The organism is Chryseobacterium mucoviscidosis (assembly GCF_002177115.1).
Taxonomy (GTDB): Bacteria; Bacteroidota; Bacteroidia; order Flavobacteriales; family Weeksellaceae; genus Chryseobacterium; species Chryseobacterium mucoviscidosis.
The window spans coordinates 113,653-131,516 of record NZ_MVAG01000128.1 but is presented as its reverse complement, the minus strand read 5'-3'; the positions used below and the strand labels follow the sequence as shown (position 1 = coordinate 131,516).

17 protein-coding genes are annotated in these 17,864 nt (G+C 34.9%); 6 read left to right on the top strand and 11 right to left on the bottom strand.

Annotated elements, in window-relative coordinates; all coding sequences use genetic code 11:
• Nucleotides 1-7 precede the first annotated feature (7 nt).
• Together B0E34_RS15290 and B0E34_RS15285 are read left to right on the top strand one after the other, a co-directional pair.
• Nucleotides 8-622, top strand: coding sequence for an NADPH-dependent F420 reductase (locus B0E34_RS15290; protein WP_087710853.1), 615 nt, complete (start codon nucleotides 8-10; stop codon nucleotides 620-622).
• Between the two features lie 71 nt (nucleotides 623-693).
• A complete protein-coding gene (locus B0E34_RS15285; protein WP_087710851.1) occupies nucleotides 694-2,046 on the top strand; it encodes a DEAD/DEAH box helicase in 1,353 nt (450 codons plus the stop codon).
• 32 nt (nucleotides 2,047-2,078) lie between these two features.
• On the opposite strand, the gene B0E34_RS15280 is transcribed toward B0E34_RS15285, so the two are convergent.
• The 8 genes from B0E34_RS15280 to B0E34_RS15245 form a co-directional block, all read right to left on the bottom strand.
• Nucleotides 2,079-2,513, bottom strand: coding sequence for a lipocalin family protein (locus B0E34_RS15280; RefSeq protein ID WP_087710849.1), 435 nt, complete (start codon nucleotides 2,511-2,513; stop codon nucleotides 2,079-2,081).
• A 106-nt stretch (nucleotides 2,514-2,619) separates the two neighbouring features.
• Nucleotides 2,620-3,585 carry a tetratricopeptide repeat protein gene (locus B0E34_RS15275; RefSeq protein ID WP_087710847.1) on the bottom strand — a complete coding sequence of 322 codons (966 nt, stop codon included), beginning with the start codon at nucleotides 3,583-3,585 and terminating at the stop codon, nucleotides 2,620-2,622.
• 19 nt (nucleotides 3,586-3,604) lie between these two features.
• Nucleotides 3,605-4,258, bottom strand: a complete 654-nt coding sequence (locus tag B0E34_RS15270; RefSeq protein WP_087710845.1) for a GDSL-type esterase/lipase family protein — start codon at nucleotides 4,256-4,258, stop codon at nucleotides 3,605-3,607.
• Nucleotides 4,259-4,335: 77 nt separating this feature from the next.
• Nucleotides 4,336-4,797: a lipocalin-like domain-containing protein gene (locus B0E34_RS15265; protein ID WP_087710843.1), complete on the bottom strand. Its 462-nt coding sequence runs from the start codon at nucleotides 4,795-4,797 to the stop codon at nucleotides 4,336-4,338.
• Nucleotides 4,798-4,991: 194 nt separating this feature from the next.
• Nucleotides 4,992-6,155, bottom strand: coding sequence for an iron-containing alcohol dehydrogenase (locus B0E34_RS15260; protein WP_087710841.1), 1,164 nt, complete (start codon nucleotides 6,153-6,155; stop codon nucleotides 4,992-4,994).
• Between the two features lie 1,146 nt (nucleotides 6,156-7,301).
• Nucleotides 7,302-7,880, bottom strand: a complete 579-nt coding sequence (locus tag B0E34_RS15255) for a hypothetical protein (protein ID WP_087710839.1) — start codon at nucleotides 7,878-7,880, stop codon at nucleotides 7,302-7,304.
• Nucleotides 7,881-7,913: 33 nt separating this feature from the next.
• Entirely contained in the window at nucleotides 7,914-8,318 is a 405-nt protein-coding gene (locus B0E34_RS15250) for a hypothetical protein (RefSeq protein ID WP_087710837.1), read from the bottom strand.
• Nucleotides 8,319-8,432: 114 nt separating this feature from the next.
• Nucleotides 8,433-8,963 carry a DUF723 domain-containing protein gene (locus tag B0E34_RS15245; protein WP_087710835.1) on the bottom strand — a complete coding sequence of 177 codons (531 nt, stop codon included), beginning with the start codon at nucleotides 8,961-8,963 and terminating at the stop codon, nucleotides 8,433-8,435.
• Nucleotides 8,964-9,055: 92 nt separating this feature from the next.
• Between B0E34_RS15245 and B0E34_RS15240 the strand changes: the two genes are divergently transcribed.
• Both B0E34_RS15240 and B0E34_RS15235 read left to right on the top strand, forming a co-directional pair.
• Nucleotides 9,056-11,590, top strand: coding sequence for a phosphoenolpyruvate carboxylase (locus B0E34_RS15240; RefSeq protein ID WP_087710833.1), 2,535 nt, complete (start codon nucleotides 9,056-9,058; stop codon nucleotides 11,588-11,590).
• A gap of 108 nt (nucleotides 11,591-11,698) precedes the next feature.
• Nucleotides 11,699-12,199 (top strand): hypothetical protein, encoded by a 501-nt coding sequence (locus B0E34_RS15235; protein ID WP_087710831.1) that lies wholly within the window; start codon nucleotides 11,699-11,701, stop codon nucleotides 12,197-12,199.
• 134 nt (nucleotides 12,200-12,333) lie between these two features.
• Here the strand turns inward: B0E34_RS15235 and B0E34_RS15230 are convergent, their stop codons facing one another.
• Both B0E34_RS15230 and B0E34_RS15225 read right to left on the bottom strand, forming a co-directional pair.
• Entirely contained in the window at nucleotides 12,334-12,603 is a 270-nt protein-coding gene (locus B0E34_RS15230; RefSeq protein ID WP_123956648.1) for a hypothetical protein, read from the bottom strand.
• A 5-nt stretch (nucleotides 12,604-12,608) separates the two neighbouring features.
• Nucleotides 12,609-13,379: a Rossmann-fold NAD(P)-binding domain-containing protein gene (locus tag B0E34_RS15225; RefSeq protein WP_087710826.1), complete on the bottom strand. Its 771-nt coding sequence runs from the start codon at nucleotides 13,377-13,379 to the stop codon at nucleotides 12,609-12,611.
• Nucleotides 13,380-13,984: 605 nt separating this feature from the next.
• Between B0E34_RS15225 and B0E34_RS15220 the strand changes: the two genes are divergently transcribed.
• Nucleotides 13,985-15,613, top strand: coding sequence for an NADP-dependent glyceraldehyde-3-phosphate dehydrogenase (locus B0E34_RS15220; protein WP_087710825.1), 1,629 nt, complete (start codon nucleotides 13,985-13,987; stop codon nucleotides 15,611-15,613).
• Nucleotides 15,614-16,184: 571 nt separating this feature from the next.
• Here the strand turns inward: B0E34_RS15220 and B0E34_RS15215 are convergent.
• Nucleotides 16,185-17,015, bottom strand: coding sequence for an alpha/beta fold hydrolase (locus B0E34_RS15215; RefSeq protein WP_076394550.1), 831 nt, complete (start codon nucleotides 17,013-17,015; stop codon nucleotides 16,185-16,187).
• Nucleotides 17,016-17,363: 348 nt separating this feature from the next.
• Here B0E34_RS15215 and B0E34_RS15210 point away from each other — a divergent pair, with 348 nt between their 5' ends.
• Nucleotides 17,364-17,864 carry an RNA polymerase sigma factor gene (locus tag B0E34_RS15210; protein ID WP_087710823.1) on the top strand — a complete coding sequence of 167 codons (501 nt, stop codon included), beginning with the start codon at nucleotides 17,364-17,366 and terminating at the stop codon, nucleotides 17,862-17,864.

The following is a 17,864-nucleotide window of genomic DNA, read 5'->3' as shown; positions in this document are numbered from 1 at the left end:
AAAAAAAATGAATATAGCAATCATCGACTCCGGAAATGTTGGCGGAGCTTTGGCTCAACAATGGATAAAAGCGGGGTATAACGTTTTGATAGGAGCGCAGTTTCCTTTAAGTGAAAAAAATATTTCCCTTGCAACAAAAATCGGGGAAGATCGCTTTACTGTGATCGAAAATGCGGTGAAGCAGTGTGAAGTTGTACTTATTGCAACACCTCCGACTGCCATTTTTGAAGTAATTGAACAGTTAGGCGATGTATCGGGAAAAGTCATTATTGATGCTACCAATGCCGTAATGAAATCTCCGGAACCTTACAAAACAGTGTATCACGCTTTGGCAGACAAAACCAACGCAGAAATCGTAAAATGTTTTAACACCACAGGTTTTGAAAATATGCTCGATCCGATATACAATGGTGAAGGAATCGATATGTTTATGGCGGGAGACAGCGAAAAAGCAAAAGAAATTGCCAAAAAACTGGCTTTGGATTGTGGTTTCGGTTCCTGTATAGATTTTGGAAAATCTGATAAAGTAGAACTTTTGGAAAAATTTGCGCTTTCGTGGATCAATCTCGCCATTATGCAGGGTTATGGAAGAGATTTGGCTTTTAAGATTATTAGAAGGTAATATCTGGAAATAATTTAAGCATGAAAGTTTAGGTTTATTTTTCTCAAAAATTAATTGTCTATCTTTGCAAAATGGAAAAACTCACTTTTGCAGATTTTGACCTTCCGGTTAAAATTCTTGATGTTTTAGCGGATCTTAATTTATTTGAACCTACCCCTATTCAGGAAAAGAGCTTAAAGCCAATACTTTCCGGACGTGATGTAATGGGGATTGCGCAGACGGGAACCGGAAAAACACTGGCGTATCTTTTACCGGTTCTTAAGACTTGGAAATACAATAAATCGGGAAATCCAACCGTTTTGGTGCTTGTTCCTACCAGAGAATTGGTGGTACAGGTTTCTGAAATCGTAGAAAAACTAACGGAAAATACTACTGCAAGAGTAATCGGGATTTACGGAGGAAAAAATATCAATACCCAGAAATTATTATTTGATAACGGATGTGATATTTTGGTAGGAACTCCCGGAAGAGTAATGGATTTGGCAATCGATAATGCCATTTCTTTAAAAGAAGTCCAGAAGCTGATTATTGATGAGTTTGATGAAATGCTGAACCTTGGTTTCAGACCACAGTTGACGCATATTTTCGAAATGATGAAGGAAAAAAGACAAAATATTCTTTTTTCTGCAACCATGACGGAATCCGTTGACGAAATGTTGGATGAGTACTTTGCGAGTCCGGTTGAAATTTCACTGGCAAAATCCGGAACGCCGCTTGAAAAAATTGAGCAGACTGCCTACAAAGTAGAGAATTTCAATACCAAGATCAATCTACTGGAGCATTTGCTGAAAACCGATACCGATATGTCGAAAGTATTGATTTTCACAAACAATAAAAGAAATGCAGATCTTTTATTCACAAAAATTGATGAGCTTTTCCCTGAGCAGTTTGATGTGATCCACTCCAATAAATCTCAGAATTACAGGCTAAAAGCAATGAAAAGCTTTGAAAATGAAGAGATCAAAGGGTTGATTACCACAGATGTTATGGCGAGAGGTCTTGATATTTCAGACATTACCCATGTTATCAATTTTGAAACGCCGGATATTCCGGAGCAGTATATTCACAGAATCGGTAGAACGGGTAGAGCGGACAAAGATGGTAAAGCCATAACTTTCGTTACCAAAAAAGAAGAAACTTTAGCTCTTGACATCGAATTACTGATGGACAAGGAACTGAAATACATTGATTTCCCAGACGGAGTGAAAATAAATCCTAAAAAGATTGCTTCTGAAGAGGAAACTGTGATCATGAAAAATCCTGTGAAGATTAAGCTGAATGAAGGAGGAGGAGCTTTTCACGAAAAGAAAGCGAAAAATACCAAAGAAAACTGGGGCGGACCTTCCAAAAGAAAAGCACCTAAAAAGTTTGGGGCGAACAGAGCACAGCAGAAATCAATATCTAAATCCAAAAGAAAGAAATAAAAAAACTCCCGAATTTTTCGGGAGTTTGCTTTTTATCGGGTTAAAACCAGAACTATTTTGTCATCGATTCCGTCTCCGTCTTCATCACTGTAATCTGAAACAATATGCATTTCATTAGTCGTAAGCTTCAGAACTTCACTGGATTCGCCGTCTATAACGATTTGTTTGTTCAGCGGGTCATAAGAATAAGAAGAAGTATCTGTTCCCAGATTTTCACAATTTCCGCTCATTCCATCATCAAAAATGTTGCTTACCATTGTATTGTTCGATTTAAAATCAAATGTACTTTTTTTGTAGCAGCTTGAAGAAGGATCATTGTAAATAGTGCTTCCGTTTTTTCCGGAAACTGCCATTTCTCTGGAAGGCTTCCAGACTCCTACAACTGATGCATAAACATCGTCATCATCACTTTTGCAGGCTGTGAAAAGAAAACCTGCTGAAATAGCAAGAAATAAGATTTTTTTCATGGTTTAAACTAATTTTTAAGGCTGCAAAGAAAAGGAAAAAAATTATTATACCGAAAAATTATTAAAAAATTTACCAATAATAATGTGTTTCAGGATGTTTCTCTTTTTACTTAAATTCGATCTTATTTTTATTTAAAATCTCCTTGAATTTTTCAAGTTTACCCTCTTCCTGCATTTTTTTATAGATATAACTTATCATAGTTTCTGCATCTGTTCTGTAAGGAGATTTTTGATTGTCATAAATTCTAAGAGCTTTTGCCATGTAATCTAAAGCTTTTTCATTTTCTTTTAAAGCATTAAAATAGATGTTACCCATTCCATAATATACTTCCGGATCTTCTGGATACATCTTATCCAGATCTTTATAAGCGTCAATAGCTTTCTGATATTCCTTTTTATAAATATAAGCTATAGGAATATTTTGTAAAGCCATTTTTCCTTTAGGATCCACTTCCAATGATTTTTTATAAGCTTCTAGAGCTTTGTCATAATCGCCTACTTTTCTGTACGTAATACCTAAATTATCCCAGGCATAAGTAAATTCAGGATCAATTTTTACAGCATTTTCATAATTCTTTATAGTTTCTTTCCAATCCTCCTTTTTTGACGCTGAAATTGCCATATTGTAAAATTCCAAAGCTTTATCATTTTTTGATAGTTTTTCAGACTTACTTTCTGCAATGTTTATAGCCTTTTTCAGACTTGAACAGTTTTTCATCAGGCTTCTTTCAATGGAGTTATAGTTTTCTCTATATTTCTCAGAATCCTTATTAGTGTCTAAATTAAGGGTTATATTCTTTTTAGTATCTGAATTTTTATTCTTTTTTGAAGATTCCTCCAATTCAGACAGTAAAATTCCAAGTTGCAGTGCAAGTGTATTTTTATCGATACATTCATGAATATCTTTAATTATAGATTTTTTTTCTTTATCAAAAAGACTTATTGAATCTACGCATTTACAAGTGTTTTCAGAGAGTTCATCGATCAGCTTTTGTTTTGTAGATTTTTCCTGTGCAGAAACAGATATGCAGAAAAGCATCGAAATTAAAATGGTTACTTGTTTTTTTATCATAGTTATAGTGTTTAAAAAATTATTTCATATAAGGATTCATCACAGAAGTCCATAATCTGTAGCCTTCCGGCGTCATGTGAAGCATATCTTCCACAAACAGGTCTTTTCTCACGTTTCCGTTTGTATCCTGCATTACCTTTGTGATGTCAATAAACGCTGCATTCGGCTGTTTTTTCATGAAATCGGAAATCTTTTTATTGGCTTCCTTCATTTGTGGCCAAAGTTTTTCGCGGCTTGGAGAATATTTGATGGAAATATAATCTACTTCAATTTTCGGGAATTTTGTGCGGATTTTTTTATAGAATGCTTTAAATCTTTCCACTACAACATCAGCTTTCAATTTATCGTTGTCGGCAAAATCGTTCTCACCACAGTAAATGATGATCTGTTTGGGTTGATAAGGATTTAAAAGATCCTCTGCATAATCATTCAGATCCGTTAATCTTGAGCCTCCGAAACCTCTGTTGATGATGGTTTTATCCGGAAAATAATTCGCAACATCCGTCCATTTAGTAAAAGACGAACTTCCTACTAAAAGAATTGCGTTTTTAGCAGGAGGATTTTCCAGATTCAGTTTCTTAAAATTTTGAATGTCCTGCCAAAACATCGGTTTTTCCTGTGCAAAAAACAGGGCAAAAGTCAGCATCAGAAATGCCGAAAAAATCTTCTTCATTGTTTTAATAATTTTAGTTGAATATTAAAATTTTCTTTTCAAGAAAAAACTCCCGAATTTTTCGAGAGTTTTCTTTTTTATCTTTTGTAGGTAATATATTCCGCATCCGGTATCGTATCGCCGTCTTGATCTATATTGCCGGACAATTGCTTTATTCTCATTTCAGAGCTTGTAAGAACTACGATTCTGTACTTCACAGCACTGTTTCCTGTGTAGGTAACGGTTAAATCTTTTGTTTCAGAATTATACTCATATTTACCTTCTACTTTCGCCACAACATTACAGTTTGTACCAGTTCCTCCATATGTTGTAAAAGAGGTATAATAATCTGTTCTGAACTCCAGTTTGTCATTCACAGAACATCCTGTAGGCGTTGTAGTACCGATTACAAATTTATCGTCTTTTCCTGATATCGTTTCTTTTTTACTGATCTTCCAATCACCTTTCATCATATCCATTTCATAACCCTGGATATCATCATCGTTACATGAAGTAAGCGCTAACGCTGAAAAGGCAAATAAAAGTAATTGTTTTTTCATTTTTACAAATTTAAGAATATGCTAAAATATAAATAAATTTGAAATATCTCTAATGAAATTAAGGTTTTTTAAACGATTGATTACAGAAAAAGCAAATTGGAACAAAAATTGTAAGAGGAAAGTTTATCCCTGTCTGGTTTATTTTTTACAGCATAGCAATAAACTTCCCTCTTCGGATCTGAAACTTTCGGCTTTTAATAGCTCATTTCCACAATTTTAGAAGCATCTTGAGGTGTCAGTTTTCTGTATTCTCCCAAACCAAGCCAGTTTCTCTCTGTGAAAGTTTTTTCCACTCTTTCAGCAGTACCTTTATAATCTTCTGTATAATCAGAAAGTTTCGTATCAATATGAAGGCTGTGGAAGAATTCTTCCAGCTTTTTGATTCCCAGTTCTGCTTTTTCATCAACCGTTCCGTCTTTAATTCCCCAGACTCTTTCCGCATACTGAGCCAGTTTACCTTTTTTGGTTTCGAAATTATAACGGTAATGAGACGGAGCAATAATGGCTAAAGTTCTTGCATGATCGATCCCGAAATAAGCCGTCAGTTCATGTCCCATTGCGTGAACCGCCCAGTCTGTAATCACACCCTTCTGAATCAGTCCGTTAAGAGCCATTGTACAGCACCACATGAAATTTCCGGCTGCGTCATAATCAAATTCCTCCGCCAGAACTTTCGGAGCCGTTTCCTGTATACTGATGAGAATACTTTCTGCAATTCTTTCCTGAAGATCTGCCGAAGAAGGAGCCGTCATATACTGTTCCAGAACGTGAGTATAAGCATCCGTTAAACCATTAACGATCTGTCTTTGCGGAATCGATCTCACCACTTCCGGATCCAGAACCGAGAATTGAGGAAATAATCCGGGACCTCCCGAAGACAATTTTTCGTTGGTTTCTCTTCTGGAAATCACGTACCCCGAATTCATCTCAGAACCGGTTGCAGGAAGCGTAAGAACAGTCCCGAAAGGCATTCCTTCCCCTTCAAAAGTTCTTACAGGTTTCGTAAGAATTTCCCACGGTTCCCCATCATAATTTGCAGCAGCGGAAAGAAATTTCGTTCCGTCGATTACAGATCCGCCTCCGACAGCCAAGAGAAAAGTAATATTATTTTCTTTGATAAAGCTCAAAGCATTAATCAATACTTCATATTCCGGATTGGCAGGAACGCCTCCGAATTCATGCACTTCATGACCTTTTAAAGCTTCTTTTACCTGATCGTAAACACCATTGTTTTTGATGCTTCCGCCTCCGTAAATCATTAAAATTTTGGCATCTGCGGGAATTTCTTTTGAAATTTTAGCAATTTCACCTTTTCCGAAAAGTATTTTGGTTGGATTTTTTAGTTCGAAATTAAGCATTGTTCTTAAATTTATTTGAATTCAAAATTACGCAATACCACACAAAAACTAAGTTAATAAAGTTTTAAAATTTTAATGATTCTCTTTTATTAAAACTATTGAATTTTGATGAATTATCATTAAAAGATCACGTAAGAAGAAAATCAAAAATTTTCAAAAACTGATGTGTTTTGAGTAAAGCTTAGAAATTATTTAAAATCTTATGTGACTTTGTGTTTAAAAAACTCTTTCATTCAATCTACAACACTGTCATTTTGAGCGCAACGAAGTGGAGTCGAAAAATCTCAAAAAACTTCATATGAATAGATTCTTCATTGCAAATTGCTTCGCAAAATACCATTCAGAATGACAGAGGAATTTAACCACAAAAGTCACAAAAGATGATGATAAAGCCAAATTTCAGAATAATAAAAGTTCTCAAAAGAATAAAAATCAGAGATTTTTAAAAACTATTGTGTACTTTTTCTATAATGTTTGTTAACTTTAATTAAGCCTAAAAATATTTTGTGGCTTTTGTGGTTCAAAAATTATATGTGTTTAATATTTAAAGGTTTCATTTTCAATAAATTAATCATTGAATAATCCTTTGCGAAATTCCATTCAGAATGACAGAGGAATTTAACCACAAAAGTCACAAAATATGATGATAAAGCCAAATTTCAGAATAATAAAAGGTCTCAAGAGAATAAAAATCAGAGATTTTTAAAAACTATTGTGTGCTTTTTCTATTATGCTTGTTAACTTTAATTAAGCCTAAGAATCTTTTGTGGCTTTTGTGGTAAAAAAGTATGTGTGTTTAATATTTAAAGGTTTCATTTTCAATAAATTGATCATTGAATAAGCCTTCACAAAATTTCATTCAGAATGACATAGGAATTTAACCACAAAAGTCACAAAAGATGATGATAAAGCCAAATTTCAGAATAATAAAAGGTCTCAAAAGAATAAAAAATCAGAGATTTTTAAAAACTATTGTGTGCTATCTCTATTATGATTGTTAACTTTAATTAAGCCTAAAAATCTTTTGTGGCTTTTGTGGTTAAAAAGTATGCGTATTTAATCTTAAAAGCTGTCATTATCAAGAGATTATTCATTGCATATTGCTTCGCAAAATTTCATTCTGAATACCAAAAAAATTAAAAAACTTTAATAAGCTCCATTACTTTTTACCTCCAATTTTCCTGTTTTTCTATTGATTTTAATGAAAAAAGATTCTTTAGTTTCAGAACCATTTTTAGATTTTGAAAGATACAGTGAAATGTGCTGATTTTCAATTTTATATGCACTTCCTAGTTGATTGGAACTGTCAACCGAATATCCGAAAGTATTGGCAATTAAAATAGCTTCCGGAAGATTGTCTACAAAACCGATAAAATCTCTCAACTGCTGTTCGTTTGAAAAGTATTTCGACCGGCTTTTTTCACAGGCTAAAATATAGGAATAGCAGTTTTCGCCGAGACATTTCTGAAAAAATCCTTTTTCGGGTGTAGGATCATTCAACGTCATCAGATCAGGCATCTGACTTTCGTAAATGATGGCTTTATCGGGATTGGGATTATTTCTGAGAACGCTCCAGTATTCGTATTTTTTATCCGGAACGATAAAAGGGTAGAGCAGTTCTGTATTATCAAGGATTTCCGGAATTTTTTTGAAGTCTGAAGGAACGGTTTTCTGGCTGAATATCCAACCTGAGCAAAGCAGTAAAACCGGAAATAATACTTTCATTCTTTTATTTTTGCAAATGTAGCGAACAGAAATTTACTGGAAAATAATTTTGTAGTAGCCGTTCTCGTCTTTCACATCAATTCCAATGCCAGTAAACGTGAGTTTGTTGATCTGAAAACCATCGCAGCCTCCTTTAAATTCTGATGACTGGATCGTAAAAGTGAAATTTTTAATATTGGAAGTAAAGGTATAATTTTTCGTTCCGTTGTAAGCACCCACATTTTCCAGAATAACCATATCATCATTGGTTTTCGTAAGCTGAATATTAGTCTGGTTTTCTTCTTTCACCGAATAATTGGTAAGCGTTCCGTCCGTTATTAGATTCACATCGTTGGAATCCACAAATTTAAAAGCAATCGGTTGTGGCGCATTGTAGCAGTCTTCGCCGCAGGCGGAGAAAAGGAGAAGGGGAAGTAGGAATAGGAGTATTTTTTTCATGGGATTATGGATTGATGGTTGGTGTAGAATAGGTATTTAAATTTTTATTTCAAAATTATTTCCTAACATCTTTGAATCTTAGTATAGTAATAAGTTTTTAAATAAATATAAAATTTATAGAGTGTTTTTTTCTAAATAATTCAAAATATTGTTTTTGATTGCTAACGGTAAGCATTCGGTACTTCCGCGAAAATTTAAAAAAGGTTTATAAGTAATACTCTTATATTTTAATTTTATATTTTGCTCAATTGACATTGCTAATTCTCCGCTTAATTTTTTTTCAAAAAGTGTGGTATAGGAGTATGGAATTTCGCCTCTTGTAACTCTATCATCAACACCTTTTATTGTAACTCCAAATTTTAAAAATCTTTCACTATTTCCATAAAGCTCTAATAAATAAACAAATTTTATTTTATCTGCCCATTCACTTTTGTGAAATCCACTTTTTCCTGTTTTATCACATTCGTCACATCCTCTTCTATCTGAATAATGAGCACGAGGTCTTAATTGAAAATCTCCATGTATTTTACATACAATAGTGACTTTAGTTTCTGTTGTTTTATATACAACTTTTGAATAATCATATTTGTCACCATGTACTTCAATTGAACGTTTTAAAAAATCTTCTAAAGTTGTTCTAGCCATAATTAATATTATCTTGGTTATTGAGAACAAATTTATATAATTTTCAACTAAATCCCATTTGAATTCCACCCAAAATCCCCTACATTTGTTATATGATACACGACCAACGCGCAGAAAAATTCAGGCAGATCGTGGAAAATAAGTTCCAGATCTACAATTCATTGTTTATGAGCCTGCCTTATGATAAAATGACGAATATCGGGATGCTGCTTCCGTTCCTTTGTGAAGAAAGCAAAATCGGCTATGAAGCCGGAAAAACGCCTGAAGAAATCGTTGAAGAATTCTTTAAAAATCATACCGATTTGCAGACCGAAGAACAGAAAACAGAACTGCTTTTCAAAATAATCCAATATATTGAAAGACAGGTGGTTTTGTTTGATAGTATTGAAGATGCTGCATTTCCGAACCTTCACTCCGAAAGTGATAACGGAACGGTAACCAATATGTACGAACGTTCGCTTCAGGATCATAAATTGGAAAAAGTGCGTGAAAAACTGAAAGATTTTGCCATTAAAATTGTGTTTACGGCTCACCCGACACAGTTTTACCCAAATTCTGTACAGAGAATCCTTCACGATCTCAGAAATGCTATTACAACCGATTCTATTACGAATATCGATATGCTTTTGCAGCAGTTGGGAAAAACACCGTTCGTCAATAAGGAAAAACCAACTCCGATTGATGAAGCGTTGAGCATCATTTATTATCTGAGATATGTATATTACGATACCATCGGAGAACTTTTCACGAAAATAAAAACGACATTCGAAAACGATCATTTTCATCTGCATGAAGATCTGATCCAGCTTGGATTCTGGCCGGGAGGAGACCGCGACGGAAATCCTTTTGTAACAGCAGAAGTCACGAAAAGAGTGGCGGAAGAACTGCATACTGCAATTTTAAAAGCCTATTACAACAACCTGAAATCGGTTCGAAGAAGATTGAGTTTCAGAGGTGTTTCGGAGGTTTTAACAAAACTGAGCAACGAACTGTATTCCGCGATTTTCAGGAATGAAAAAATTACGGCAGATGATATTATCAAAAGACTGGAAGAAGCCCAAAAAATCCTCGTGGAGCAGCACAATTCATTGTTCCTTGATCAGTTGGTGAATTTCAAAGACCGCGTGAAGATTTTCGGGACACATTTTGCGACTCTGGATGTTCGGCAGGACAGCAGAATTCATCAGAAAGTAATTGATGAGGTTTTTGCTAAAGTATTCGGAGCCATTGATGCTACGCAGGAAGAAAAATTCAATAAGTTAATTCAGGTTACTGAAAAAGTAAATCCGGATGATTTTGAAGATATTGTAAAAGATACTTTGCTTACGGTTTCCCAAATTTCACAAATCCAGCAACTGAACGGATTGAGAGGAATGAACCGTTATATTATTTCGAATTCCGATGCGGTAAAAGATGTGATGAATGTGTATGCGTTTTTCAAAGTCTGCGGTTACCAGGAAGATGAAATCAATATGGATATCGTTCCGCTTTTTGAAACAATGGAAGGTCTTGCCAACGCAGAAAATGTAATGAACGAATTGTACCAAAATCCTGTTTATAAAAAGCATCTGGAAAAAAGAGGAAATCATCAGACCATTATGCTGGGTTTCTCGGACGGAACGAAAGACGGAGGTTACCTGAAAGCCAACTGGGAAATTTATAAAGCCAAAGAAGTGTTAACGAAACTTTCCGAGCAAAACGGAATTAAGGTCGTGTTCTTCGACGGTCGAGGAGGACCTCCCGCAAGAGGAGGCGGAAAAACCCACGATTTCTATGCTTCACAGGGCAAAACCATTGCGAATAATAAAATTGAATTAACAATTCAGGGACAGACGATTACAAGCATTTTCGGAAATAAAGAACAGGCAAAATATAATTTCGAGCAACTTTTAACAGCCGGAGTGGAAAATGATGTTTTCAAAAATGCGAAAAAAGAACTAACAGAAAAAGAAAGGGCGTTAATTATTGAACTGGCTGAAATCAGTTATAAAAAATATTCAGATCTGAAAGCGCATCCTATGTTTGTTCCTTATTTGCAGGAAATGAGTACGCTTGAATATTACGGAAAAACTAATATCGGAAGCCGTCCGTCAAAAAGAGGAGGCGGAAGTGAGCTTAAATTTGAAGATTTAAGAGCGATTCCTTTTGTTGGATCATGGTCGCAGTTGAAGCAGAATGTTCCGGGATTCTTCGGATTTGGTTTTGCGATGCAGCAGTTGAAAGAACAGGGAAGATTTGATGAGGTAAGAGAATTGTACAGAGGTTCGGATTTCTTTAAAACGTTGGTTTTAAACTCGATGATGAGTATGAACAAGACCTATTTTCCTTTGACGTATTATATTAAAAACAACCCGAAATTCGGTGCATTCTGGAATGTTCTGTTTGATGAATACAATCTTTCCAAAAATATTATGCTGGAATTAACAGGCTTTAAAATGCTTCAGGAGGAAGATCCGCTTTCCAGAAAATCGGTGAAAATCCGCGAAAGAATTGTTTTGCCTCTGTTGAGCATTCAGCAATATGCATTAATGAAAATTCAGAAAGGGGAAGGCGATCTGGAAGCCTACGGAAAACTGGTGACGCGTTCTTTGTTTGGAAATATTAATGCGAGCAGAAATTCGGCATAGTAGAAAATAATACCAATTAGTCATTACTTAATTTAGAATACAATTAAAAAATTTCACGATAATTCTGGTCGTAAAAACAGGACAATTATTTATTGATTTTTAATTACCATGAAGGAAGAAAATATAGAACGGCTTAATTCTCTGTTTTCCAATTTAAAAACGGAAGAACAAAAACTGCAGGAAAGTCTTGCTAAGAAGAAAAGCGAGGAAGATATGTTTATTGAAGGGTTCAGAACGCTGAGTAAAAACCTCATCGAACCGAAAATGCAGGAATTCAGAAGGATGCTGAGAGAAAACGGATTTGGCTGTAAAGTAACTTTTAATGAAGAAAATAAAAACGGTTTGGGCGTCAATTCACAAACCCATATGAAACTTCAGATTTCCAGAAATGTGGAATCTAATTTTTATGCGAATGATAAATTTCCGCACATCATGTTCGTTGCCTATAAAAATCTGAAACGCATCGGAATTCATCAGGACACCATTTTTCAGAACGGAACGGGAACCGCTGCTTTCAAAGAGCAGAAATACACTCTGGAAACAATTACCGAAGAAAATATTGAAAAAGAAATTTTAGAATCGATTGAGAATATACTCATGAACAGATAGAATAAATTACCTGTCAATTATTTTATCATAAACCTTCTACAGGCTCATTATTACACCGTTGAAAATAACAGCCTGCATCGGAGAAGTCATACTGAGTTTGTGGAAGGATCTTTTTTACTTTAAAATTTAAAACTCTAAAAATTTTTGGTATACCAGAAAACAATTATTGCAAAAACAAAGGTGAGAATAAACCAGACAAAAGCCGTCACTATAATTCCTGCCACACCATACAGAATAATACTGAAGGTTTTGTTCGCGGTTCCTGAATTTTTCAACAGGGTATAAGTTTCGCCTTTAAAGAAACGAACTGCTAAAAATATCAGAAATCCAATACAGCTAACCGTAGAAAACAGCACCCCCATTAAAGGCTCAAAAATAGGTCCGCAAGATAAAACAGTCATCATTTTTATTAATTATTTACATTCAGGTGAAAATATCTCGGATCGGGATATTGAAATTCAAAATTCAGTTCTTCCATTAATTTTGCAGGGGAAATTATCCTTCCCTTCGCTCTCCTCTCCCCTTCATAAGCCAGATTTTTCTGCGCGTTGATTATTTCTTCTTTGTTGGGATGAATCGGAGCAACAATATTATAAACTTTAGCCTGAGATTTCTGGTCTAACATCTTTTCAACAACCGAACAGATGTCTGCATAATGAATATGATTCACCAACTGATCCGGATGGGATATATTGTAATTTTTCAGCAATCTTTCACCACCCATTAAACCGCCCAGTCTCAGAATATTGGTCTGAGGGAATTTCTCCAGCATAAAGTTTTCACTTTCCACTTCCGCTGCCGGAAGATCATCCTCCGAAAACTCTTTTTCGATATCCGGGTAAACGCCTGTGGAACTTGTATAAAAAATCTGACGGTTAAAATCTCCGATAAAACGAAGCAGGTTTTCTCTTTTTCCCGTCATCAGAATTCTGGAACCTCTTAATCCTGAAAAAGGAACGGCAACAATAATGGTGTCCAGTTCAGAAGCTATTTTCCACGGTTTCATGTCAGCATCAGTTTCATCTGGAAATTTTACAAGATCCGCATGATATCCTTTAGATTTCAAAACATCCAGTTTTGCTTCCGTTGTGGTGGTAGAAAAAATTTCATAGTTTTTCGACAGACGTTCCGCCAAATGGTTTCCCAACCAGCCACAGCCGATGATCCCGAGTTTCTTCATATTTTTTATTTCCTGAAAATTACAATTTTATTATGGTTTTTCAGCGCTGAAAATTGTAAAAAACAAGCTAAATATAATCGCTTTTTTTAACCGCAAAAGATAATGAGAAAGCCCAGTTTCAGAATAATTAAAGCCCTTAAAAGCATAAAAATCAAAGATTTTTAAAACTGTTGAGTTCTTTTATTCTTATGCGTGTTAACTTTAATAAAGCATCAAAATCTTTTGTGGTTAAAAAACATACACTTACATTTTAATCTGCAACACTGTCATTTTGAGCACAACGAAGTGGAGCCGAAAAATCTTAAAAAACTACATTTTAAAAGATTCTTCATTGCATAATGTTGCGCAAAATTCCATTCTGAATGACAGAGCAATTTTATTATTTTAAATATAACACATCAATCACATGAGTTTTTGTTTATTTTCAATACTTAGAAGATCACAGAAGAAGAAAATGATAGTTTTCTTTAATCTGGAAACGGAATGTTAATTTTTGTTTTAAATAGAGCAAATCTATTACGAAGGTCTTTTTAAAATCGATTTTTAGGTCTACCTTTAGTATAGACAAATTTTAACCTTATCAATATTAAAAAAATAAAAGATTTATGAGTTCAGCAAACAGTCCGTCATTTCATGAAATATTCAAATCCGAAAACGAAATTCCCGAAGAATATAAAGTTCCCGAAATTCATCAGCGGGAATACCTTCTCAATGGCGAATTGGTAGAATGGAACGGAGAGATGCAGAATATTTATTCTCCGGTCTGTATCCGTACAGAAAATGGTCTGGAGAGAAAACTGTTGGGAAGCATCCCGAATATCGGTCCTAATGAAGCTATGAAAGTTTTGGAAGCCTGCGTAAAAGCGTATGACAACGGACTGGGAGAGTGGCCAACAATGTCTGTGGAAGGGAGAATAAAATGTATGCAGAAATTTGTGTACTTAATGATTCAGCAGAGAGATCTTGTGATCAGATTGCTGATGTGGGAGATCGGGAAAACATTGGCAGATTCTACGAAAGAATTCGACAGAACGGTGGATTACATCAACCAGACGATTGATGCACTAAAAGATCTCGACAGAGAATCTTCCCGTTTTCAGCAGGCGGAAGGTACGATTGCCCAGATCCGAAGAGCGCCGCTTGGTGTGGTGTTAAGCATGGGACCTTTCAATTATCCTTTAAATGAAATCTTCACGACGCTTATTCCTGCGTTGATTATGGGAAATACCATTCTGTTTAAACTTCCAAAACATGGTGTTTTAGCGCACTATCCTTTATTAAATGCTTTTAAAGAAGCTTTCCCGAAAGGAACGGTAAATACGTTGTACGGAAAAGGTTCGGAAATCATCACGCCGATCATGGAAAGCGGGAAAGTGAATGTTCTTGCATTCATCGGATCGAGTAAAGTTGCGAACGGATTGAAAAAACTTCATCCGAAAGTTAATCGTTTAAGAGCGATTTTAAGTTTAGATGCTAAGAATGCGGCTATTGTTACAAAACACGCCAATCTGGATGTTGCGGTGAGTGAATGTATTTTGGGATCTCTTTCTTTTAACGGACAGAGATGCACCGCTTTAAAATTAATTTTCGTTCAGAAAGAAGTGGCAGAAGAATTTACCCGCAAATTAACGGAAGCCGTTTCGGCAATGAAACCGGGACTTCCTTGGGAAAAAGACGTAAAAATTACTCCGCTTCCGGAAGTCAATAAACCTTCTTATCTGAAAGAATGTATTGAAGATGCATTATCTAAAGGTGCTAAAGTTTTAAATGAAAACGGTGGTTTCACAGAAGAATCTTTCGTGTTTCCAGCAGTGGTTTATCCTGTAAATCATGAGATGAAACTGTATCATGAAGAGCAGTTCGGGCCTGTAATTCCGGTGGTTCCTTTTGATGATATTGAAGAGCCGATTGAGTATCAGGTTCATGCAGATCATGGAATGCAGGTGAGTATTTTCAGTGAAGATGCGATGGAAGTTTCCAGATTAATTGATCCTTTTGTGAATCTGGTAAGCCGAGTGAATATCAATTGTCAGGCTCAGCGCGGACCGGATGTTTTTCCGTTCACCGGAAGAAAAGACAGTGCGGAAGGAACGCTTTCTGTTTTTGATGCGCTTCGTTCGTTTTCAATCCGTTCTCTGGTTGCTGCAAAAGTTACAGAATCCAATAAAAATCTCCTGAACACGATTGTAAGAGGTCATGATTCTAATTTCCTGAGTACGGATTATATTTTTTAATCACTGATCTTTTAACCTGATTTTGAAATTTTATTAAAAGTTAACGGGCGTAAGAGTTTTTTTAACACATAAGTCAAATAAGATTTTATAATAATTTTAAGCTTTATATCAGAACACTTTAGTTTGTGAAAATCTTTGATTTTCTTCTTATGTGATCTTTTAAGTATCTCATTAAAATAAACTTATGTGACTTATGTGTTATATTTTTAAAATAGTAAAATCACTCTGTCATTCAGAATGAAATTTTGCGAAGCATTATGCAATGAAGAATCTCTTAAAAATGACAGTCTCGCAGATTGGAATGTAGAGTTTTTAAAAGTACATAAGCCACATAAGATTTTATAATAATTTCTAAACTTTATATCAGAACACATTAGTTTATGAAAATCTTTGATTTTCTTATTTTAAACAATTTGATTATTCTTAAGCTTAGCTTTATCATTATCTTTTGAGCCTTTTGGGGTTTAATTTGAAATTAGTTAAATAAAGACCATAAAACAAAATCCGCAATCTGAAAGGACTGCGGATTATTTGATTAGTAAAAATCAAAAACATATATTTGGAAGAAAAGTTATTTTTCCGTTAAAAATCTGCTGATAATACTGTTTAAATCATCTGCGTGGGTTACATTTAAACCGTGAGGCGCACCTTCAATGATAACAAATTCATTATTGGCAATTCCCTGTGCAGCCTGTTTTCCTGCAGTATCAATCGGGACAATATTATCCGAATCTCCGTGAACGATGAGTGTTCTTACGTTAACGTTGGCTAATTCGGGACGGAAATCTGTATTTGCCCAGCTTTCAGCACATTTTATGGTGGCAATAGGATTCGCGAAAGAAGCAATTGCCCAGTCGAAATCCAGTTGTTTCTGGCTTACAGGCTTTGAAAGCATTCCGAAATTATAAAAATCTTTGTGGAAAGATTCAAGGAAAGTGATTCGGTCTGTTTTCAGCGCATTCATGATCTCGTCCAGTTTTTCCTGCGGAACTCCGTCCGGATTGTCTTCTTTCTGTTTTACAATCGGAATGATGGATGAGATTAAAGCGACTTTGTCTACATTTTCTGAACCGTAATTCGTTAAATAACGCACGACTTCTCCACCTCCCATAGAAAATCCGAAAAGAATAACATTTTTAAGGTCTAACTGTGAGATGATTTCATGAAGGTCTTTTGCCAATCCGTCATAATCGTATCCGTCATAAGTTGGTGAAGATTTTCCGAACCCTTTTCTGTCGTATGCGATCACGCGATATCCTAAATTTAAAAGCACCGGAATCTGCATTTCCCACGATTTTCCGCTTAACGGCCATCCGTGGATTAAAATAATGGGTTGTCCGGATCCGAAATCTTCATAGTAAAGCTGAACGTTCTGATCGTCCTGTTTTGTAATGTAAGGCATATTTATATTTTTGGTGTTACTGATGAATTTCAAATATTAAGCCATAAATAACAATGTGGTATGTAAAAATTTAAAACAATTATTGTAATAAAATGCAGCATTTAGAAATATTGATAGAAATAGGCTTTAATCCATTTTAATAATCAGAAAGATTTAGCTGCAGCCAAAACATAAATTCATTTTGATTTGGAATCTTTACATCAGACAGAAGTCTGATACAATTAGTAAAATACAATCATTTGAATATTAAATGCTTTTAAAGCTTTTCATGATGAAATTACGCTGTTTTAAATAAAAAAAATGTAACATTTTTATGAACGGCAAACTAATTCTATAGAGCGTAAAATTATGACCTCATTAGAACACGAATTTTTAAGAGAAATAGAAAAACATAAAGGAATCATTTTTAAGATTTCTAAAATGTACATGGACGAAAAAGAAGACCGCGATGATCTTTTTCAGGAGATCATCTATCAGGTCTGGAAAGCGTATCCGAAATTTAAAGGAGAAAGCGAATTTTCGACATGGCTGTACAGAATTGCCCTGAATACGGCTATTATTTTCCTTAAAAATGAAAAAAGAAGGAATTTTATAGGAAATGAAGATTTTTCGGAATATAAAATCATACAGGAAGAATTTGATCATGAAAAAGAAGAAAAACTGAATGCCATGTACAAAGCCATTCATCAGTTGAATCCTATTGACAAAGCTTTTATTTTCTATTATCTCGAAGATTTTTCCGGAAAGCAGATTGCCGAACAAATGGGGATTTCCGAAGGAAATGTAAGAGTAAAAATGAACCGCGCCAAAAACAAGCTGAAAGATATCTTAAACGCAAATACACAATAA